This window comes from Bacteroidota bacterium (assembly GCA_039821555.1).
Lineage (GTDB): Bacteria > Bacteroidota > Rhodothermia > Rhodothermales > Rubricoccaceae > JBCBEX01.
In genome coordinates, this window is record JBCBNX010000015.1 from 66948 (window position 1) to 89059 (window position 22112).

The 22112-nt window shown below is 63.3% G+C and carries 14 protein-coding genes; 10 read left to right on the top strand and 4 right to left on the bottom strand.

The features are described from left to right. Positions 1-79 precede the first annotated feature (79 nt). From AAFU51_14810 to AAFU51_14825, 4 genes are all read right to left on the bottom strand, one after another. On the bottom strand, positions 80-1759 hold the full coding sequence (locus AAFU51_14810; protein ID MEO1572524.1) for a sugar porter family MFS transporter: 1680 nt from the start codon (positions 1757-1759) through the stop codon (positions 80-82). A gap of 426 nt (positions 1760-2185) precedes the next feature. Next, entirely contained in the window at positions 2186-2824 is a 639-nt protein-coding gene (locus AAFU51_14815; protein ID MEO1572525.1) for a hypothetical protein, read from the bottom strand. Between the two features lie 39 nt (positions 2825-2863). Then, complete coding sequence (locus AAFU51_14820; protein MEO1572526.1) at positions 2864-4294, bottom strand: MFS transporter; 1431 nt, start codon at positions 4292-4294, stop codon at positions 2864-2866. Between the two features lie 651 nt (positions 4295-4945). Beyond that, positions 4946-9328, bottom strand: a complete 4383-nt coding sequence (locus AAFU51_14825; protein MEO1572527.1) for an ATP-binding protein — start codon at positions 9326-9328, stop codon at positions 4946-4948. 635 nt (positions 9329-9963) lie between these two features. Between AAFU51_14825 and AAFU51_14830 the strand changes: the two genes are divergently transcribed. The 10 genes from AAFU51_14830 (at position 9964) to AAFU51_14875 (ending at position 22052) form a co-directional block, all read left to right on the top strand. After that, on the top strand, positions 9964-12747 hold the full coding sequence (locus tag AAFU51_14830; GenBank protein ID MEO1572528.1) for a T9SS type A sorting domain-containing protein: 2784 nt from the start codon (positions 9964-9966) through the stop codon (positions 12745-12747). A gap of 84 nt (positions 12748-12831) precedes the next feature. After that, on the top strand, positions 12832-13041 hold the full coding sequence (locus tag AAFU51_14835) for a hypothetical protein (GenBank protein ID MEO1572529.1): 210 nt from the start codon (positions 12832-12834) through the stop codon (positions 13039-13041). A 392-nt stretch (positions 13042-13433) separates the two neighbouring features. Further along, on the top strand, positions 13434-14711 hold the full coding sequence (locus tag AAFU51_14840) for a site-specific integrase (protein MEO1572530.1): 1278 nt from the start codon (positions 13434-13436) through the stop codon (positions 14709-14711). Positions 14712-14713: 2 nt separating this feature from the next. Next, positions 14714-15700: a hypothetical protein gene (locus tag AAFU51_14845; GenBank protein MEO1572531.1), complete on the top strand. Its 987-nt coding sequence runs from the start codon at positions 14714-14716 to the stop codon at positions 15698-15700. A 101-nt stretch (positions 15701-15801) separates the two neighbouring features. Beyond that, a complete protein-coding gene (locus tag AAFU51_14850; GenBank protein ID MEO1572532.1) occupies positions 15802-16086 on the top strand; it encodes a helix-turn-helix domain-containing protein in 285 nt (94 codons plus the stop codon). Between the two features lie 80 nt (positions 16087-16166). Further along, positions 16167-17078, top strand: a complete 912-nt coding sequence (locus AAFU51_14855) for a hypothetical protein (protein MEO1572533.1) — start codon at positions 16167-16169, stop codon at positions 17076-17078. A 67-nt stretch (positions 17079-17145) separates the two neighbouring features. Continuing rightward, on the top strand, positions 17146-17658 hold the full coding sequence (locus AAFU51_14860; GenBank protein ID MEO1572534.1) for a DUF6788 family protein: 513 nt from the start codon (positions 17146-17148) through the stop codon (positions 17656-17658). A 416-nt stretch (positions 17659-18074) separates the two neighbouring features. Further along, positions 18075-18305 carry a hypothetical protein gene (locus AAFU51_14865; protein ID MEO1572535.1) on the top strand — a complete coding sequence of 77 codons (231 nt, stop codon included), beginning with the start codon at positions 18075-18077 and terminating at the stop codon, positions 18303-18305. 886 nt (positions 18306-19191) lie between these two features. Continuing rightward, a complete protein-coding gene (locus AAFU51_14870) occupies positions 19192-21321 on the top strand; it encodes an N-6 DNA methylase (protein ID MEO1572536.1) in 2130 nt (709 codons plus the stop codon). Continuing rightward, positions 21318-22052, top strand: coding sequence for a restriction endonuclease subunit S (locus AAFU51_14875; GenBank protein ID MEO1572537.1), 735 nt, complete (start codon positions 21318-21320; stop codon positions 22050-22052). Before AAFU51_14870 ends, AAFU51_14875 begins: the two co-directional genes overlap by 4 nt. Positions 22053-22112: the final 60 nt, after the last annotated feature.

Genomic DNA, 22112 nt, shown 5'->3' on the forward strand with positions numbered 1-22112 from the left:
CGCGCTCACGAGGCGAGACGCACCGCGCGAGGGACCGTCGGGGGCGGTCGCCTCGCGCGGGTCAGACAGAAAGCAGCGACTACCGGACCAACTCGGCCTCGAGTTCTTCGAGTGACTTGCCCTTTGTTTCTGGCACCACGAAGTACACGAACACGAGCCCGAGCAACGCGATGACCCCGAAGATGGCAAACGTGGTCGCAGCCCCGAGCGCAGCTAACTCGACGGGAAAGATCTGCTGCACGGTGTAGCTCACGATAGAGTTGATAAAGCCGACGAACGAGATGGCTATGCCGCGAATCCAGGCAGGAAACAACTCGGAGAAGAGCACCCACATGACTGGGCCGAGCGACATCGCGAAGGAGGCCACGAATCCGAGGATGCCAATCAGGATCAGCATCGGGCTCAGAGCAACGGCGTCGGTGAGGAACTCGGACTCGTAGCGGGTTGCTTCCTCGCGCCCGATGGCCTCGGTGAGTGCCGCCTTAAATGCCACGTCGCTCTCGTAGGTCTGGCCGATCAGCGGCGCGATGCTTGGGGCCAGGCTCGCATCCTCGACAATTTCTGTGGCGGCGGGCGTGAGCGTGTAGGTCGCCTGACCAAAGCCGTAGGCGAGGAGGCACATGGACAGCGTGATTCCGACGAGCCCGCCGATGAGCAGGGGGCGGCGGCCAAGCCGATCGATCACCATGATGGCGAGAAGCGTAAACACCAGGTTGATCACGCCCACGAGGATGGCCTGCACGAACGCCGCATCCGTTCCAATGCCGGACTGCTCGAAGATGGTCGGAGCGTAGAAAAACACGGCATTGATGCCGGTCGCCTGCTGGATCACGCCGATCACGATGCCGATCGTCAGCACGAGCCGGAGTGAGGGCGAGAACAACTGGCCGAGCCGGTTCACAAGCTGACCGACCCGAATGCGCAGCAGCGAGTCTCCTGCTGCGAGGCGCCGCTGGACCTCCGCCAGGGCCTCGGCCCGCCCTTCCCGATCCTCGGACATGCTCTCCTGGATCTCATCGAGTTCCTGGATGGCGGCCACGTTGCCGATGGCCATTTGCATGACGGGTAGTGCTTCGTCGCGCCGGCCCTGCATCAGCAGCCAGCGCGGGCTGGAGGGGACGAAGAAGAGGCCGAAGAAGTAGAGGATGGCTGGTAGCATCTCTAGGCCCAACATCCAGCGCCACTCGTTGCCTGCGATCCCGAGCGACAGCGCCCAGCCGGCCGACGAGTCGGCGAGCTGAAGGATGAGGTAGTTCGTGAAGAACGCCACCGTGATGCCGATCACGATGTTGAGCTGGTTGAACGACACCATCTGGCCGCGCATGTGCGGCGGCGCGAGCTCGGCGATGTACATCGGCGCGATGATGAGGGACGCTCCCACCCCGATGCCGCCGATCATGCGAGCGATCACGAGGGTTGCAAACGAGGGCGCGAGCGCTGAACCGATCGCTGATATGGCATAGAGAATGGCGGCCGCGAAAAGAATCGGCTTGCGTCCGAAGCGGTCGGCCAGCGGGCCCGCGAGCATCATCGCGAGCGTGGAGGTGAGCGTGAGCGAAGCCACGGAGAAGCCCAACTGCGCCTTCGTGAGGCTGAACTCCGTCTCGATGAAGCCCACGACGCCGGAGATGACCGAGGCGTCGAAGCCCATCAGAAAGCCGCCGAGCGCGACGGTCAGGGCAACGCGGGTGACGTAGAGACGATTGACGTCCATCGACGAGGGAGGAGAAGACGACGGGGTGGGAGAGGCTCCGGACATCGACACTGCGCGGCAGGACTAGGGGAAACGATGAAAACCTTTTCAGGGATACCCCAATGTACCGCGAAGGAGTTGGTTCGCCAAGCGTGAAGGGAAGCGTTTCCAGGGCGTCGGCCGGGCCACCGTGAAGCCTGCTGCAGAGGCAGGCGCTCGCTAGTGGCAGTTACCCGCCGAGGTGCGTGAGAGACGACGCACGAGGTGAGGGTGCGAGGCGTCTATCATGCACGGCGGTATACACCGTCCCCGGTGGCAAGGAGAAACGCCGCGCCTGCGCCGTCCGCTGAGCTTAGATCGCCGTCCGCTGAGCTTAGATCGCCGTCCGCTGAGCTTAGATCGCCGTCTGCTGAGCTTAGATCTCGGCCTCTTGCCCGAGCCTCATCGTTTCTAAGCCTCCTCGTTGCGTCCGACGCGACTGGAACAGGTCCGCTAGAAGACGCCCCGACAGTTCTTGCCCAGGTACACATTCACTCTGTCTACCTCCGTCGCCCCCTCAGGCATGTCGGCGTCCTCAAGCCCAGGATAAGATTCCTGACGCTTCCAGCTTTCGATAGTCGTGCTGAAGAACTGTGAGGCTGATTCGTCGGTCTCGTAGGCAATGAGCTCATATCGTTCTTGGTAGTCGCCTCCGAATCGAGTAACCACCTGCCATTTGCCATCTCGTTTGTAGGACGTATTCGTGTGATCGGATTGGGGGTAGTACTTCTCGTCGGAGGGCTTCATTACGACCCAGATGTCCTGCTCATGCCCCTCTGGGTACACGCCCGTGGACAGGATCCTACAGTCGACAGAGTCTGCTTCGACTGGCGAGGTGACCGTGACCGAAGCAACAGGGCCCTCGATCTCGACTCGGTTGCCCATCGAGACGTTCTCCATCTGGCTGCTCACATGCGCAATGTCGGAGGTGTAGCTCCCAAATAGGACCATCAACACGCCAAGGACCCCCAGTGGGATGCCCACCTTGGGGCTGATAAGCTGGGCGACTGCGCCCTTTCGGCCCTGGCTGCTGAGGACGGACATGCCTATGAGGACAATCCCCACTACGATGATTACGGCTTTTGCTGACATGGTCGTTTCCACTTCGTGCAAATAAAACGTCAGGATGGACTACAGTGACCCTCTCCGCTCTTCCAGTTCTGTTTTTATCCCCCTCGCTTTTTCTTCGCTTAGGTCATAATTCCACATGACCACGATGGCCAAGGCAGCAGTCACGGCGGGGATAACAATGTCTGCGATTCGCAACTGGGTCATGGTTTCTACAGATTGGGTAGCGGCGTTTCCATCAAACCCTACCCAGCCGAGTACGGCTCCTCCGACAATGAGGGCGAGGGCCTGTCCTAGCTTGACGGTCCACCAGTAAATCGCGCCAAAGGTGCCTTCTTTGCGGGGCATCCCATTCTCTAGTTCGTCTAGATCGCAAACATCGGCGGTCATGCTCATCATCAGCGTGAACAGACAGCCGAGGCCGAACGCCATAAGCGGAAGTGGGAAAAACATGAGGAACGGATTCTCAGGGTTAAACCCCCACCACTTTACAACATAGCCGACGATCGAAAGCGCCGTGGCGATAATGAAGGCATTCTTCTTGCCCCATTTGCTTGCCATCCAAGACACGATCGGGATTACAAAGAAAGCGGTAATGCCTGCGAGAATCGTAGAGAACCAGGCTGGCCAGGTCCCAGCAGCTGCGTAGTCGCCGTTGAACAAATAGAAAAGAATAATAAAGAAGCTAAAAGAGGCAACTATCTGAAATCCATTAAAGACTAAGAATGTAGCGCCGCACAACTTTAGGAAAGGCTTGTGTCTAAAAACCTCGACCATTCCTTTGAATAGACTTTTGAAAATATTGGCGAGGTTGCTCAGCGATATTTCCTGGCGGTTCTCAATTCGACTTGAGTCAATACCTTTGCAGAAGATTGCAGGTAAGACGCCGAAGATTATAGCGATCACGCCGACGATAATAGAAAGCGTTCGTACACCCTCTGCCTGAGTGGCAAAGAGATTCTCGTCGGCAATTAGGACCCAAAACCAAGGGACAATCATCCAGGCAACCTGGCCAACCGTATTAGCTAGACCCATGAGTCGGGTCCGCTCGTTGTAGTCTGAAGTCATCTCATATCCAAGACCAATAAGTGGTGTGGAGAAAGCAGTGTTTGCTAGGATGAATACAGCTGAGACTGTTAAGAAGTACCAAAAATTATAATCCTGAGAATTACTTTCATCCATTTGCCAAAGGAGAATAAATAAAAGACCAGTAAGGATTGCGCCAATAAATATGTAGGGCCTGCGCCTTCCCCAGCGTGTGTTTGTGTTATCGGAGATGTACCCCATAACAGGGTCAGATATGGCGTCAATTAACCTTGGTAAGCCGCCGAGTAACCCTGCAAGGAACGGATCCATCCCGAAAGCCGTGAGGAGAAAGAACATGAAAACAGATAGAGCTCCTGGCATTAGGTTGTTTACCAGGTGGCCCGACCCAAAAGCGGCTTTCTGTACGAAGGGTACTCTGTCTTTTGCAGGGGTTGAATAATCTGACATAGTTGGGGGTGTATGCCTAGCGCTTGAGCGGTCTTGGGGTTTGTGCTGATTCCTGCTTCGCTAGCGGCCTACGTAGATCCCAGCCTGGAGCGGTTGCTGTCCCGGTTCACTGCGTTCGCCGAGCTGTGCCACTCGGTCAAGGGCAACGTGCGTAGCCCCCTGATTGACCAAGGCCTGCCCAAAGTTTGGGTCCGGCACTGGATGCTGTGATCCCCCGATGGGCTTCGATCAATCTGCGCGGCCCGGCTGTCGTGAGAGGCCTGGCCGAGGAATCGTCTGCTGCATGGCAGCAGCCGGGGGAGTTTAGTCAAAAGACAGAAAATTGCCTAGAACCCTGAAGGCGAGGCGTAGGACGAGAGCCGTCTTTGCTTGCGGGTGCCCTAGAGAGGTGCCGTCAGTACGTGGCGCTGGGCAGGATAGCCGTGGTAGGCTTTACGGAGTGCTTGCGGTCACGCCGGACGAGTCCGCCCATAGATGCTGGAGTCACGGGTACGTCATCGCCGGGCGCCAGCGAATCGTCACCGGCTTCGCACTCAGGTGTTCAACGAGCCGCCAGGTGCCCTCTCGGTCCCCAGACGCGCCCGAACTAACTAGATCGGGGCTGCCGCGGCTTCTCGGACGTGCGGTGGGGTGTATCAGCGGTCCGGCGCTTTACTTGGCAGCGAGGACGCGAGAATAAGCCGACGGGGTCGCCCCGTGCCGCTCGCGGAAAGCGCGACCGAAGGCAGAGTTGCTCCGAAACCCCACGGCCGCCGCGACTTCCTTCACGCTCAGTTCCCCAGCTGCAAGGAGCGTCGCGGCGCGGTCGAGGCGAGCCTCGCGGATGAGGCCGCCAGGGGAGTCGCCGGTGAGTGCGTTCAGCTTGCGTTGGAGCTGACGCCGGCTCAATGCGAGCACTCCAGCCAACCGCTCGGTGTTGAAGGCCGGGTCGTCGAGCCCGTCTGCGATGGCGGCCTCCAGATCGGCGAGGAAGGCTGCTTCGCGAGGCGGAAGCGACGACTGGGCGGCAGGCTCTGCAGCGGCGTGTGTCGTTGGGGCAGGAATCGGACTCGTCTTGACAGGAGGGCCCATGGCGCGTCGTCGCATCGCTGCAAACCGGGCTTGGAGCCGGGCGCGCTCGCGCAGGAGGCCCATCACCTGCGCGCGTAGCTCTGCGGCGTGGAAGGGTTTGGCGAGGTACGCGTCCGCACCGAGGTCATACCCTGCGATGCGGCTCTCCACGTCCGCTCGCGCCGAAAGTAGGAGGACGGGAATGTGACTCGTCCGGGTGTCGCCCTTCAGCGTGGCGCAAAGCGCGAGCCCATCGACACGCGGCATCATCACGTCGGTCACCACGAGGTCAGGGACGATGGAGCGCGCCCGCTCGATACCGTCGGCCCCGTCGGCAGCGGTCTCGACGCGAGCATAGCGGCCGAGCTGCGCGCCGAGGTAGGCCCGCATGTCCGCGTTGTCTTCCACGACGAGTACCAACGGCCTAGGTGTCCCCGGGAGCGCGTCTGCGGAGGTCATCGCAGGCTCGGGAAGGGGAGCAGCGTCTTCGAGAGAAGCGTCGTCAAGGGAAGCGTCCAACGAGGAAAGCGAGCGAGATACGGTTGGAGTGGCTCCGGGCAAGGCGTCCCCGGAAGGCTGCGACACGGAGGGCCGGGCGAGGCCGGGAAGCCGCACCGTAAATCGCGCGCCCTCGTCCAGCTGACTCTCCACAGCGACCGTGCCGCCGTGCAGGTCGGCGAGTTCACGCACCAGGGCGAGCCCCACGCCGGACCCGTCGTGCGAGCGCGTAGGCCCGCTTTCGACCTGGTAGAACCGCTCGAACACCCGCACCTGGTCCTCGGGTGCGATGCCCAGGCCCGTGTCCTCGACGATCAACACTGCCACGTCGCCCTCGGCCTCCAGCGCGACCCGTACCGTGCCGCCTGCTGGCGTGAACTTGAATGCGTTGGAGAGCAGGTTGACGACGATCTTGTCGAGCACGTCGGCATCGAACTCGCGCGTGAAGGGATGCGCGGCGACAACCGTGTGGAGCGCGACCCCACGTTGCGCGGCATGCGTGGCGAAGAGCGCCGCGAGGTGGCGGACATGGACGCCAAGGTCGTTGGGCTGGGCCGTTGGGTTGAGTGTGATGGCCCCGGCGCCGAGTCGCGACAGGTCGAGCAACTGGTTGATGAGGCGCAGGAGGCGACGGCCGTTGCTGCGCGCGCGCGCAAAGTGAGGCCGCGCCTCCGCGACGGAGTCGTATTCGCCGCGGAGCAGGTCCTCGATAGGGCCGAAGGTGAGCGTGAGCGGCGTGCGAAACTCGTGCGAGATGCTGGCGAGGAAGCGCGTCTTGAGCTCGGCCGCCTGTTCGAGCTCGGCGGTCTGCTGTTCGAGTTGGGTGTTCTGGCGGCGGAGCGTCTCGGTTTGTGCGTCCACGGCCGCTTCGAGGTCGCGGGCGCGGCGTGCCGCCCGGCGCAGCCGATGGTCCACGAGCCCATAGACGAGCCCAAGCAAGCCGAGGCCGAGGGCAAGGCTAAACCACAGGGTCTCGTGCCAGGAGGCGCGCTGGTGCACGGGGAGGGCAACGGGCGAACTCCAGGCTCCGCCAGCCCCGGCGCGTACCTCGAAGGTGTAGCGGCCCGGCGGGAGGTTCGTGTAGACAGCCTCGCGCGCGGCCGTCGCTTCCTCCCAGGCGTCGCGGTGGCCGACGAGGCGGTACTGGAAGCGGATGCTCTGTGCGCGGAGGAAGGTCGGCGCGGTGAACGTGACACGGAGGTCGCGCTCGGCGGGCGGTAGCACGACCGCTTCGCTGGCGCCGACCGAAAGCGTGCGGTCGCCCGTGCGGATGGTTTCGATGAGCGACGTGGGCAGGGACGGCGGCGTGATCGCGGCCGGGTCCACGACGGCGATCCCGCCCATAGTCGGAAACCAGAGGCGGCCGTCGCGGGCGCGGAGCCCGGCCTGCTGTACGCCACCGTTGCCCTCCCGCGCAGGCAGGCCGTCGATTTCCCCATAGGCTACCGACGGCACGGTGCTGACCTCGCCCCGCGCCCAGGCGTCGAGGTCAGCGCGGGCCACCCAGAAGAGGCCCTGGTTGCTGTTCATCCAGAGCCGCCCGTGGTCGTCGTCGAGGATCCGGTGGAGCGAGTTCGAGTGGAGCCCGTCGTCTTGGCCGAGGCAGTCCAGGGCCCCCCCGTGCAGGGAGACGGCCCCTTGGCGATCAAGGCGGCAGAGCCCCCGGTCCTCGGTCGCGATCCAGAGTAGCCCCTCGTCGTCTTCGTGCAGGTCGCGAACGTGGTTCGAGGCGAGGCCCTCGTCTTCGCTGAGGACCTCGAAGGCGAGGGTATCGGCGTCGAGGGGTGAGGTAACCCGGAGCAGGCCCTTCCCGTCGGTGCCGAGGAGCAGGGCGCCGTCGACGGTCTCGTAGAACACCTGAATGTGATCATGTGGCAGCTCATCGACCACAGAGAACGAGCGCCACTGCAGCGGAGGAAGGTCCGCTCGTCCCCGCCAGAGCTCGCCGCGGGCGCTTACCCACAGCCAGCCGCTACGGTCCTCGAAGAGGGCGTACACGCCATGCAGAGTCTCGCGGTCTGGACCGACCGCGACGGGACGGCAGATGGTGCCTTCAAAGCGGCAGAAGCGGCTACCGCCCCATAGGGTCCCGTCCCGCGTCTCGTAGAGGACCGTCGCATACCCGAGTGTGGCCGGGAGGCGCGTCGCCGTGAGGTCGGGGCTGATGCGGGCAGGGCCGCCGGGGCCGACGATCGCTGCCCAGACCGAGCCGTCCGTGCGTTCCGTGAGTCCGTAGGTGGCACTATAGGCGCCAAAGGGGACGGCCTGGATAGGCTGCTGCCGGACGTGGTAGAGGCCGCTCGTCGTCGCAAGCCAGAGCAGCCCGTCCGCACTGGGCGCGACCTCAACGATCTGGCCTGGGAGCGTGACGGCAAGCGTCGGGACGCCCTCGGCGCTCAAGCGGTAGAGGTGGGCCTGGCCGTCCTGCTCGGCGCTCCACACCATCCAGAGCTCGTTGTCGTCGCCTTTCCAAAAGGTACCCTGGAAGCTGAACCGCGCATCGCCCAAGAACGGCGTTGCGGTGCGGCCCTCGATGCGCCAAACCCGGCGGTCCGTATCGTCTTGCCCTTCGGCGACGACCCAGGTGCGACCGTAGGCATCGTGGGCCACTTCGAGCAGCGGGCGGCCTGGCAGCCACGTCTCTGAAGGAGCGGTGGGCGACAAGGCCACGAGGCCTGCAGCCGTGGCCGCCCAGACGGTCCCACCGGGCCCCACGGCGAGTTCCCGGACGTCGAGGGATGGGAGGCCGTCGTCCACGCCCAGGATGCGCTCTGGTGCCACGTCCATCGACGGCGTGCTACCGTCTGCGCTCGTGTACGCGTCCGGAGGGAAGACGTAGATGCCGCCGTCGCGGGTGGCGACCCAGAGCCGCCGGTCGAGGTCACGCACGACGTCGAACGTGGCGTGGGGCAGGATCGTGGCAGGTACCCGGAGCACATCGGCCCCGTGGATGAGCCGGAGCGCGTCGCCCCCGACGATCCAGAGCGCGTCCGGCGTTCGCCGTAGGCTAGACTCCCGGTCCACCCCGAGCGTGGGAGGAAGCACGGTGAACGCGCCGTCGGCGTAGCGGACGAAGTAGCGACCGTCCGAGTGAAACCAGAGCGCGCCGTCAGGGGCCGTGACGATGCCCGCAAAGCGGTTGGCGGGCAGGGCTGGGTGCGTGGCCCGGGTGTGGATCACCATGCGGGCGCCGTCGTAGCGGACGAGGCCGTCGTTGGTGGCGACCCAGAGGTAGCCCTCGGCGTCGTAGGCCACGCCGGTGAGGCTATTCGTGGGGAGGCCGTCCCGGATCGTCCAGCGGTGGAGCGCTGTGCCGTCGAGCATGGTGCCCAGGGCCGGCTCGCCCCGCGGTGCCATCTGGGCGCGGACGGGCACCACACCGCCGGCGGCGATGAGGAGGAGCAGGGTGCTGGCCAGCAGGGCGCGCCCGCTCGACGCTAGCTTGCTCAGTACCCCCTCACGAAGTCGCACCGCAGGAAGTCGCACCGCACGAAATCGCAGTGTGCGACGTCTCTCTAGATCAACCGCTGGCCGCATCCATGCCAGAAGCACCTCGGCGCGGCTACGCAGCATGATCAGTCCGGGAGGGTAGGAGGGGCAGCGATGAGATCCGTGCCAGGTGCGAACGAAGCGCGGTAGCCGAGGAGGCGCCGCAGGCTTCCGCCGAGACGCCATCGGCGGGAGAGCAGGCCCGGGAAAATATCGCAGCGACCGGTACAGACCACCTCTCCGGAAGCGGGGATAGAAGCGACGGCGTGCACAATGGCGCAAAAAGGCGATGCCGGTGCAAAAGAGCGCGCAATCGGCGCAAAAGAGCGTGTTATCGTCCCACGCTGCACAGTGCGCCTAGCACACATTGGCGGCATCACACTTCTGTGGATCGCTCCGCACGGCAATTCTCCATACTGCGGCTTGAGACAGCGAAAGCGCGGCTCGCGTGCGCGGGTCGCTCGTGCTGAATCGACCAGCGCCGCTACGACCACGTCCGGCACGGTCAGACTCGGGCTGTATGGCGCCCTAGTCGGCCGCCGGGCGTGGTCTCTGGTGCGCGCCCCTGTCCGGTGATGAGACGTCCCTGCACATCCTCAAGCGATGCCCCTCACCCAAGCCCTTTCACGACGATGTCTCGACGCACGACGCCGCTCTTGCCTTTGGCTCTCCTGCTGTTCGCCATGCCGGTCCATGGGCAGGGCTTCGCAGACATCTTCCTCACCAACGTAGGCGCGAACAACCAGGCCTGCCTCGGTGACGGAGAAGGCGTCTACACGTGCAACACCGTCGCCGACGGCACAGGCACCCTCAGCCGGGCCGCCACCGCCGATTTCAACGCGGACGGCTTCCCAGACGTCGCCATCGCGAACAGCGTGGGGTCCAGCAGCAGCCGAAGAAACCAGGTGTGCCTGGGCGATGGGCGCGGCGACCTCGCGTGCACCGACGTCTTCACCGAAGCGGACGGGGACACCGGGTCGGCAAGCCGGGCATACACCGACGTCGAAGCCGGGGACCTGGACGGAGACCTAGACATCGACCTCCTGTTTGCGGATCAGGGGGACCGGAACATCCTGTGCCTCAACGACGGCGCGGGCCAGTTCTCGTGCTCGGTCTTCCGGACCTACACCGACGACACCGACCTGGACTCGGACGACGCCCTCGGGGTCACGTTCGCGCACCTCAACGGCGACACGGACCTCGACCTCGCCTTCGCCAACAGCCCCATCGACAACGCCGTCTACTGCCTCAACGCGGGGACGGTGGGCGGCGTCCCCCAGTTCGATTGCTACGCGATGCCAGACCCGGGCACCTACAACCGCCGCGTCGCGGTCGGGGACTTCGACAACGATGGGGCGCTGGACGACCTCGCCTACGCCAACTGGACCAACTCCTCGGCCGGAGTCTTCGGCGAAGCGAACAGCGTGTGCATCAACAGCGGGGCCCAGGGCGACAGCCTCGCCTTCGCCTGCACCGACGTGATCGACAGCTCCGGCAGCACGCAGGACAACAACGGCTCCAACGACGTCGGGGCCGCCGACTTCGACGGAGACGGCTTTGTGGACGACCTTGTGTTTGCCAACCGGGTGCGCCGCAACGACACAAACGACGGGACCTCGATCGGCGCGTTCAACCGAGTCTGCCTCAACACGAGCGTCAGCGGCGGGGTCCCGACCTTCTCGTGCAGCGACCTCTCCGGCGAGTTGTGGATCTCCGAAGGGCTGGACGTGGGCGACATCGACGGTGACCTGGACCCCGACATCACCGTTGTGAACTGGGACCTCAACAACACGGGCGCGGTCTTCCACCAGTACGCGCTCAACAACGGCGATGGCACGTTCGCGGTCACGAACTTTGCCCCGGCGGTGCGGCCCTGGCACGCGGTGATCGTCAACCTGCAGGGGGCGCTCACCACTCTCTCGCAGACGCTGACCGGAGCCGAGGGCTGGCGCATGCTCGCCTCGCCCGACTCGTCGGCCACACTCGACGACCTCGTTGGTGGTCTGTGGACGCAGGGCTTCGAGGGTGCTGACTACAACGGGGACGCTCCCGTGGCTACCCCTAACGTCTACCGCTACGACGAGAGCCTCGCTGGGGACGCCGATGTCGGCTGGACCGCACCCGCGAGCCAGGGCGAGCAGACGGCCGCCGCGCAAGGCTACATCGTCTACGTGTTTTCCGACAGCGACTTCGACGGCACGGCCGAGGGCTTCCCCAAGACGATCAGCTTCGACGGGGTGCCCCCAGCGGGTCCCATTGCGCCGACCGTGAGCTACACCGAGAACGGCCCCACGGCGGACGACGAGGGATGGAACCTCTTCGGCAACCCGTTCGCCGAGCCCATCGACTGGGACCTCACGACGCGGAGCGGCTTCGACCAGACCGTCTACGTGTGGGGCCCGGCCACGACATCGTACCTGGTCTGGGACGGCTCCGTGGGGACGCTCCCCGACGGACTCATCGCGCCGTTCCAAGGCTTCTTCGCCCGCGCCCAGTCCGACGCTGCGACGTTCTCGATCCCAGAAAGCGCGAAGACGACAGGCGGCACCTTCTACGGCATCACGGCGGCGGAGGACGACGCGATCCCGACGGTAGGGCTCGTGCTGGAGACGCCCGTGGGCGACGCCCACGCCTGGGTCCGCCTGCGCGAGGCGGCCGGGCCTGGCCTGGACGCCGCAGACGCGTTCGTGCTGAGCCCGCTCGCGTCGACGTTCGCCCAACTCTACACGACCGCGCTCGGGGACGCAGCCTCCGATGAGACGGGGCTCGTCATCAACGCGTTGCCCGTGCTCGCCGAGGACGAGGCGGTCGAGATCCCCCTCGGCTTGCGTGTGGTAGAGGCGGGTCGAGACGTGGGCGGCACGTTCACGCTGCGCTGGCCGGCGCTGGACCACATTCCAGAGGGGTGGATGGTAACCCTCCACGATGCCGAAACCGACGAGACGGTGGACTTGGGTGCAGCGAACGCCTACACCTTCGATCAGGTCGCTGGATTGGCTGGCCAGGCCGAGGCGGCTACGCAAGAACAATACAGGCTGGAGGCAGCAGGCCTGCCCCCGAGGGTCGTCGCGCGACTCGCGGCGGCGAAGCGGTTCACGCTCCGCATCGCTGCGGCCTCGGCAGTATCGGTCGAGGAGGGGCCGGTACTGCCCGAGGTGGCGACGCTCGCAGGCAACTACCCGAACCCGTTCGCAGCGCAGACGACGATCCGCTACGGGTTGCCGGCGGCGGGTCCGGCCCAGGTGGTGCTCTATGACCTGACGGGCCGACGCATTCGCGTGCTCGCGGACGGTACCCACGCAGCCGGGTGGCACGAGGTGACGCTGGACGCGGGCGACCTCTCCAGCGGTGTCTACGTCGCCCGGCTCAACGTGGACGGCCTCCGGGTGAGCCACCGCCTCACGCTTATGCGCTAGCCCGCACCCTCATCTCTATCGTTCTAGCCTCTCTGGCCCACGACCATGAATTGCCTACGTCTCTGTGGCCTCGCCCTCTGTCTAGTGCCAACCGCTACTGCGCAGAGCGTACCCCAGTGGGCCGCGCCTTCGTCCCCGCCGCCCGCGTTCGAGGAGCCGCTCGCCGAGGCCGTGCCCACGCTGCCAGGCGACCCCATGCAGGTGCCTGTCGATGGGGGGCTAGGACTGCTCGCGCTCCTCGGCGTGGGCTATGCAGCGCGCAAGCTGCGACTGCGGCGGGACGAGGAGGGCTGAAGCGAGACTGCCTCGCCCATCGCACGAATTCGGAGGCGGAGGCACCGCTCGCATAGTCCACCACCGAGCCTGTGCCTTCGCTCTCCGCGCCTCCGCTCAACAGAAGCGGGCGATCTTGTAGTCACCGCGATGCGGTGCACGACCTACCGTGCACGGCTGCTACGAAAAACGCCGCGCCCTGTGCAGGGTGCGGCGATTAGTGTGTACGCCCGAGAGGATTACTTCGTAAGATCGAGAGGTGTCTGGGTGAGAGCAAAGATGCCCTTTAGTGAGCCAATTATGAGGTTTTGATACTTATTGTCTATACCTTGAGTTTAAGGTAGATTGAAAATACCTGTACCTAGAGCCGTACCCTTACCATCACCAATCGTTTTTCAACCTCATCTCCTGACGTGGCTACTGTCACTCCCATCTTGCGTACTGCGAAGGCGAATGCTGAGGGGCACTCCCCCATCTGGCTGCGGTTCTCGGACACCCACCGCTCCCTCTACGCTTCGCTCGCTGTATACATCCACCCCCGCTATTGGAACGAACGCAAGGGCGAGGTCAGGAAGGGGCATCCTCACAGTGATCGGATCAACGCGCTGATTCAGCGGCGGCTGTCGGAAGCCGAAGACGAACGGCTCCGCCTCTTGACGGAGCGAGAGCCTGTGACGGCGGAGGCGCTCAAGGCCGCTGTTGCCAACGAGCCTGCCGCCGAGCCGTCGCCGTGCTTCCTGCGCTATGCCCGCGCCTTTGCGAGTGAGTTGGAGCGACGCGGGCAGGTAGGGCGATACAAGCGGGAGAACACCATACTCAACAAGCTGGAGGATTTCACGGGTGCACCGCTCCCGTTCGAGAAGCTCACGCCTGATCTGCTCCGTAGCTACGAGACCCACCTCGGGGTGGAGAAGGGCAACAAGGCGTCTACCATCCAAGGCAACATGAAGGTGCTACGGACCTACTTCCGTCGCGCGATGAAAGAGGCCGTGGTACCACGGGATGCAGATCCTTTCTTTGCCTACTCCCCGCCTAAGGCAAACCGGCCGAAGCGGCATAAGCTCTCCGAAGCAGAACTCGCACGCTTGGAGAGCCTAGACCTTGGCGAGCGTGGCCCTGAAGGTTCGCTCTTGGCCCGCGTTCGGGACTACTTCTTGTTCAGCCTCTACACGGCTGGCGCTCGGTTCGCGGATGTTGCTCGGCTGAGAGTGGAGAACATCGTGGAGGACGTGACCGAGGACGAAGAGCGCGTACTACGGCTGACCTACACGATGGGGAAGACAGGCAAGCGTGCCTCGGTGAAGCTCATCGCGCAGGCCCGGCGCATTGTGCGGCTCTACCTGGATCGTGGTGATGGCAAGCTCAAGGCTTCGACCGACTTCCTGTTTCCCATGCTGGAGGAGGGGGACCTAGACGATCCGAAGGGTGCATGGAATGCTATCGGAAAGCAGAACGCGCTTGTGAACAAGTACCTCCGCAAACTGGCAGACATGGCTGACGTGGACGGCAAGCTGTCCTTTCACGTCGCGCGTCACTCCTTCGCGGACTTGGCTCGCCGCCGAGGCTGGGATGTGTACAGCATCAGCAAAGCGCTCGCTCACTCCGGCCTGGCGGTTACCGAGAACTACTTCGCCCGGGACGATGTGCAGCTAGTAGACGGGAAGATGGACGAACTCTTCGGGGAAGCCTGAGCATGGCAGACCGATCAAAACGACGCGATGCGGCTTTCTATCTTATCGCCAAGGAGGTGCGTCCGTGGGCCAACGTCACCACACCAACGCGCTTCGTGCCAGGGCGCTACGCTCACCTGCCGCCGTGGCTAGAGGATGAAGAGTCGGCACTCGTGGAGCGAGAGACACACAACGGCTACGTTGAGTTGGTTGAGCGGCAGGGCTACGGGCATGCACTCCAATTGAAAGCCAACCTAAAGAAGCGATTCGAGCGGTGGAAATCGGAGCGTGCCCGCTTCAACGAAGGAGCCGAGGACGCCAAGCAGATTTGGTTTCATGTCAACCGGCTTGGCAAGAAGTACGGGATGGAGCAGGCGATATCGGGAGCTGAAGAGGGCCTGCGAGAACTGGATAAGGGGGCTGACCACGCCGAGTGGTTCGATACGATCAGCGGCGCAACTCTGAACGGGTACGCGCGCTCTGGTAGAGTTGCGTACCCCATGCTGCGCGTAGATGTGACGGAGACCTGGGAGCAAGCTGTCAAGGAAGCACACAAGGAGATGGAAGACTGGAAGGCCCGCGCGCAGTCGGTCAACAACACTGTGTTACTCCTGCTCTATCGCCTCGACGCGCTCGATGACGTGCTGCGTGAGTACGAGATGTATGGTGCTGTGCTGACCTGGGAGGAAGTCCAGGAGGCGACGGGTACGGGCACGCTGGCAGCAGGCGAAGAAAAGCCTCCCTTCAATCGCCGACACTTGCCCCGGTATGACTGGCTCTGTGACGAGTACGTTGCGATCCGAGCCAAGGCAGAAGAAGACGAGAAACCTTTGTCAAAGAGCAAGGCGCGGCATGAGGTTGTAGCACGCTACCAAGCCGAGTTTGGAGACTCGCTTCGCAAGTTGTACGGCAAGGACAAGGCGGGGGAAATCGACGAGCGTACTGTCCGCAATGCTCTGTGGCATGGAATCGAGCGAGGCCGGAAAGACTACGCGGCAGAGGACATATGAGGTTGAGTGAGTGGTTTGGAGTTGCTTTGGAGTTTGGATCCTAACTCCAAGGCCTCATGCGCACTCAGTTTTGCGGCATCTGATAACTCAGCCGCACGATCATGACCGCGCTTGCCAAAGCCCTCGCCGCCGACTTCTCCAAGCTGATCCGTCCCATCGTTGAGGATGCCGTAGCTAGAGCCCTACCTGAGGCGCCAGGGGAGAGCAGGCCCGTCTCAAAGGAGTGGCTCACCAACCGAGAGGCGATGGATTACCTCGGCCTCTCGAAGGCCACGCTGGCCCGCTACCGCGCTGACGGTACGCTCCCCTACAGCAAGGTGGGAGCCAACATCTACTACCGCTTCGGGGACATTGATGCCTTGCTCAAGGCGTCGATGTGTCGCTAGGGCCTGACGGCTACATCCGACAACGGTAACAAGGTGGATAGAGGTTCGATTTCTTGCACCTCGTCGTCTGCCCGAAGGCCATGGAGCATGTCGCGGGATACGACACGGTACGGTTGCAGGCGTGGGTGTCCGATCCCGATGCCGTCGTACTCCGACTCGCGAGCATGAAGGAGACATACAACCACGAGTACGACAGTTGGAGCTTTCGAGGCATGATCGGAAGCCTTCGAGCCACCGTGCGTTTCGACAAGCTCTTCCTGGAAGGGAGCTGGCCCACCTTCGCAGGACGTACCTCACTTGACCACGAGGCCACAGTATGCGCGGTGGAGGCGATGGAGGACACGCTCGGCCTCTCCCTCAGAGAGGCCGACGTGTGGCGGCTCGACATGTGCGGCGATGTGTCCACCACGCAGGCACCGCGCGCCTACTTCCCGTTCCTGCTTCATGCGCCGCGCTACGTCCGCGTACCGTGGAGCAAGACGGGCGTGCGCTATCAACTCGGTCAGCGCCACCTCGTCTTCTACGACCGACGCGCCCGGCTGGAGGCACAGAAACGACCCATCCCGGAGACGTACGGAGATGGGCCGGTCCTTCGCTACGAGATGCAGCTTCGCAAGCAGGCCCGTCGACAGCTAAAGCTCACCTCGCTCACAGTGGGGGACCTCCTCGACATAGACACACGCCTCTACATCATCAACCGATGGCACGACGAGTACCTCGGCATCGAGAAGCGGCGAGAATGGCGGGTACATGACGACGTGCCCAGCATGAAACGGAGCATGGCATGCCACGGGATTCATGCGTACGGCATCGAACGCCTCTACGACGAACTCCGTGCTGTACGTGACGCAGGTGTGCTCACGAACAGCCAGTACAAGAACCAACGGCGGTGGGTACGCGAGACGGCAAGCCACCCAGACCACACCCTCGATGCACCCTGCGTGCGCGAACTCGACGCGGCCATTGGCGCACTGGCCCAGCGCGGGGCATGACACCGGCGAATAGAGACGCATAAAAAACGACGATCCGTTCCCTAAGACACCCACGACGATGACGAGTATGATCCAATGGAAGCGCACCGTGAAATCAGGCGGACGGGTCCGCTACCGGCCCGTCTGGGAGCGGTTCGTCAAGCTCGACGGCTCTATCGGCTACCGTCCGAAGCGACGGTGGCCGCAGTGGTATACCATCCCCCGCGTGCTCCCTGGCGAGCTCCTCGGAAGCCTGAACGAGGAATACGTTCGGTGCGGTAAGCCGAACTGCCGGTGTGCATCCAAGCGACCCCAAGACATGCACATTGCATGGTACCGGCGGTGGCGCGACGACAATGGGAAGCACCGGAAGGCGTACGTGCGAAAGCGAGACGTGGAGAAGGTGCGTGTCGCCATCGAACGGCGACGTCGCCGACTGGCCAAACAGCGGGTGGCGCGGCTCAAGCACATGCGGCGTGGCCCTTACTCATGGAAGGCGCAGCACCCTGAGGAGTACGCCGAGTATGTCCTGGGCCGCGACGAGGCAAGCGTCGAGCAGGTGCAGGCCCTGTTGCGTCTCTATGAGAAGTGGCTGGGGTAACGGATATTAGGCGGGCGTTCTAATTGTCTCATCCGGCTGCGCTCATGGCTTCATCCATATTTCCCCAGTCCAAACTTGAACCCTTCAGCGTTGGGCCATTCCAAGTGAGTGCATGTCACGGCGTGGAGCGCGTGACAGAGGGACAGACTGCGTTGAAGAAGAAGAGTGACGGGCGACTGTACCGCTGGGATGCGGTAGTAGATGGTGCGTCCGCTACGGTAGCCTATGCGATCTGGAACAACGGACAGCGAGATGTGCGGGCCGTTCGCGCTGAGGGGGGCAACGAGGCCTTCGGAAAGCTGGCCGGCAGGCTTCGCTTCTCGATCCGGTCCCCGGAGTCTGGGCCTCACGCCGGGAAGAGTCGGGTGTTTGCACAATTGCGACAGGCTCGCGTAAAGGCTGGAGGCTGGTCTACTGTGCATGTAGCCTCTGAGGCACAGATGAACGAAGGGGCGGGCTTGGATGTGGGGCAGGTCCTTCGTGGGCTCGGCGCGTACGCCTACGGTCGCAGCGAAGACCTGGTAGGCACCACCAACCAGAGCCGAAACCAACTCTGCGTGGTGTGTGACGAGGACGAGCCGAGGGTGATGGTGGCGGCGTTCCTGCTCTCGCGAGCCTTGCCCATCCTGAACGCGTACCCTGCGTGACACGCATTCCGTCTCCATCAGGGTGAGGACGTTTCGCTGAAATCGTCATGGGACGGATGCGAGCCATAGCGCCCGTGCTCGCGATAGGCGTGCGCGTAGCCAGTCGTAGCGTCGTGCTTGCGGTTCTGGCTGCGTTCATCGGGTGCTGCCTCGATATGGACCTTGTCTCCAGCCTTACGTCGTCGGGAAGAATTGGTACGTGATTGAGGCTCTGGCGTCCCTTTGCCAGTGGAGCGCGTCTGCTTCTTTTTCGAACGCTTCTTTGATGCTGAAGCCGTTCCACTCGCTGACTTCCCGGAAGAGGATTTCGCCTTCACGGAAACGCTCATGCGCTTCGAGAGAACTGGGCACTTCGCGGGGTGCTTCTTCCAATTCTTGACGGGGCTCCCACACTCGCACAGTCGCCACCCTGCTGCAAGTTCTTCTCTGGAGAACTCGCCACGACGATGACGTAGGGAGGTTTTGCGCTGCTGCGCTGCCGTCTGTACTTGCTTCTTCTTCGTGGGGCTTTTAACTGGGGTGTCATTCGCTCTTTTCGTTTTTGTGTGCCTCTTGACTGGAGCGGTGTAGAGCGTTTTTGACTCGGTCAGTGGGGTTGATTCGACTGCTGCGACGGACCGACCAGAAGGCTTAGGGCGGTCCGGTAAGTCGTCAAGTTGGGCCAGAACCTTTGCTGCCCGCTCCTTCAGGCTTCTGGTAGCGTGAGGAGCTTCGCGGATAGCTCCGATAAGCTCGCTGAGCGCGCGCTCCAAGCGGCGCTGATGGGAGGGAGAGGGCATGAAGGCTACAGGTTCGCTCGGTGGCTAGGGGACGCTGACTTCGAGCGGATGGGTTAGCTTGCGAGGCTAAGACATGCCCACAACATAACCAGGCTCGCCCATTCTGCATGGCTCAACTCGACAATCTAGAGGCCGTAGAGAAACGCCTATGGAGTAGCGCCGATAATCTCCGCGCCAACTCGGTCTACGCCTCCAACGAGTACTTCCTCCCCGTGATGGGGCTGCTCTTTCTCCGCCACGCCTACAACCGCTTCCTCACGGCGAAGGCCGAGATCGAGAAGACGCTCCCCTCGCGCGGCGGCAAGACCCGCGACCTCACGCCGGGAGACTTCTCAGGACGCGGCGCGCTCTACCTCCAGCCGCACGCGCGCTTCGACTACCTCGTCGGCCTACCGGATGACGCCGACCGCTCGAAGGCGGTGATCGAGGCGATGGAGTCCATCGAGAAGGATTACAAGAGCCTGGAAGGGCAGCTTCCGAAGGTCGAGTATCAGAAGCTCGACAATGACGTGCTCGCGCAGCTGCTGCGGACGTTTAACGACCCGGCGCTCCAGGACGCGGGCGGCGACGTGTTCGGGCGGATCTACGAGTACTTCCTGACCAAGTTTGCGGGCCTCAAAGCGCACGACGACGGCGAGTTCTTCACCCCGCCGTCCATCGTCCAGATGATCGTCAACGTGATCGAGCCGGATCACGGGAAGGTGCTGGACCCGGCGTGCGGTTCGGGCGGCATGTTCGTGCAGACAGCCCACTTCATCGAGGCGGAGCACGAGGACCCGACCAAGCGGGCAACGTTCTACGGCCTGGAGAAGAACGAGACGACGATCCGCCTCGGCAAGATGAACCTCGCCGTGCACGGGCTGGAGGGCAACATCCAGCAGGCGATCAGCTACTACGAGGACCACACGTCCAACCTCGTGGGGCGCGCCGACTTCGTGATGGCGAACCCGCCCTTCAACGTGGACGAGGTGGACGCCGACAAGGTGAAGAACGACCCGCGCCTGCCGTTCGGCCTGCCGGGCATCAACAAGAAGGGCAAGGTCTCGAACGCCAACTACGTCTGGATCTCGTACTTCTACAGCTACCTCGCCGAGGCGGGCCGCGCGGGCTTCGTGATGTCGTCGCAGGCGTCGAGCGCGGGGCGCGACGAGGCGAGGGTGCGCGCCAAGCTCGTGGAGACCGGAGCCGTAGACGTGATGATGGCGATCCGGGGCGGCTTCTTCTACACGCGCACCGTCCCGTGCGAACTGTGGTTTCTGGACAAGGGCAAGCCTGCCGACCGCCGCGACCAGGTGCTTATGATCGACGCGCGGAACGTCCACCGGAAGCTCACGCGCACGGTCTACGACTTCACACCGGAGCAGCTCGCCAACCTGACGAGCCTCGTGTGGCTCTACCGGGGCGAGCGCGCCCGCTTCGTAGCGCTCGTGGCCGACCACCTCGGGCGCAGCATGGAGGCCGCGCGCAACTGCTTCGCCGACCACTCCGACCGGGCCGCGTTCGCGGGCGCGCTGCCCGTGCTCTTGGCCGCTGCGGAGTCGCTCCACGAGCAACTCGCGCTGTTCCTCGATACGCTACCCAACGAGCACGAGCACGCCGAGACGTTCGCCACCTACGCGACTATGCGCCGAACGCTCGCGGACGACATTGCGGCGTTCCGGCAGGAGACGGGCGACGCGGCCGAGGCGCTGGCCGCCACCGACCGCGCCGACCTCGATGCGCTGTGGGGGTTCCTGGAGGACGAGGCGCTCCCGTTCGGCGACGGCGCGCGTGCCCTCCTGAAAGAAATTGACGGGTTCGTACGACTCGCCGCGCGCGTGGTGGACGCCTGCAAGCAAGACCTTGACGCGGGCAGCCACGACGCCTTCAACACGACGAAGGTGAACGCGGCGCGCAAGGATCTCGACGCGGTGCGCCAGGAGGCCGCCGAGCAGGTGCGGCGCGTGCGCTACTTCGCCCGGCAGGCGCGGTGGCTCCACGAGCGCTTCCCCGACGGCGAACTCCGCGATGTGCCGGGCCTCGTGAAGCTCGTGGACCGCGCCGAGATCGCGGCCAACGACGGTAGCCTCACGCCAGGACGCTACGTGGGCGTGGCCCCGCCCGAGGTGGACGAGGACTTCGACTTCGAGGAGGCCATGCGCGACCTGCACATTGAACTACGCGACCTCAACGCCGAGGCTGCCACCCTCGCGGCGACCATCAGCAAAAACTTTGAGGCGTTGGGGGTAGAGGTATGAGCTGGAATTCAGGATTGATAGGAGATCTCATTGCTCTACAACGTGGTTATGATCTGACAAAAGCGCAGATGAAAGAAGGGGCTGTTCCTGTAGTTGGCTCCGCAGGCATCAATGGTCTTCATAACAAGTCAAAGGTTTCAGGACCCGGAGTTACGCTTGGAAGGAGCGGTGCTTCTATCGGCAAGGTTTGCTACGTTGAGGAAGATTATTGGCCACACAATACATGCTTGTTTGTGACAGATTTTAAGGGGAACGATGTGCGATTTATTTCTTTCCTCCTGGGGACTGTTGATCTGTCAAGACTCAACTCTGGTGCAGCTCAACCTTCTCTGAACCGGAATTACGTCTACAAGGTTAGTGTTCGCTACCCAGACTTGCGCACTCAGCGTGAGATCGTCTCTATTCTCGCCGCCTACGACGACTTGATCGCCAACAACAGGCGGCGGATCGCGCTGCTGGAGGAGGCCGCGCGGCTGCTCTACCGCGAGTGGTTCGTCCACCTGCGCTTCCCCGGCTACGAGCACGTCCGCGTCGAGGACGGCGTGCCGGAGGGGTGGGAGCGGGGCACCCTCTCTGACCTCTGCACAGACGTTCGGGAGAGTGTAAATCCAGAGGAACTGGCCCCGGACACACACTATGTCGGACTTGCGCACATGCCACGACGCTCCATCACACTCCAGGATTGGGGAACAGCAGAGGAAGCTGGTAGCACTAAGAGCCTATCCCAATAGGTAGTCGTCGGACGTGAGAGGGCAACGCCGCCACACGATCACCGCGCACGCCAGGTGAAG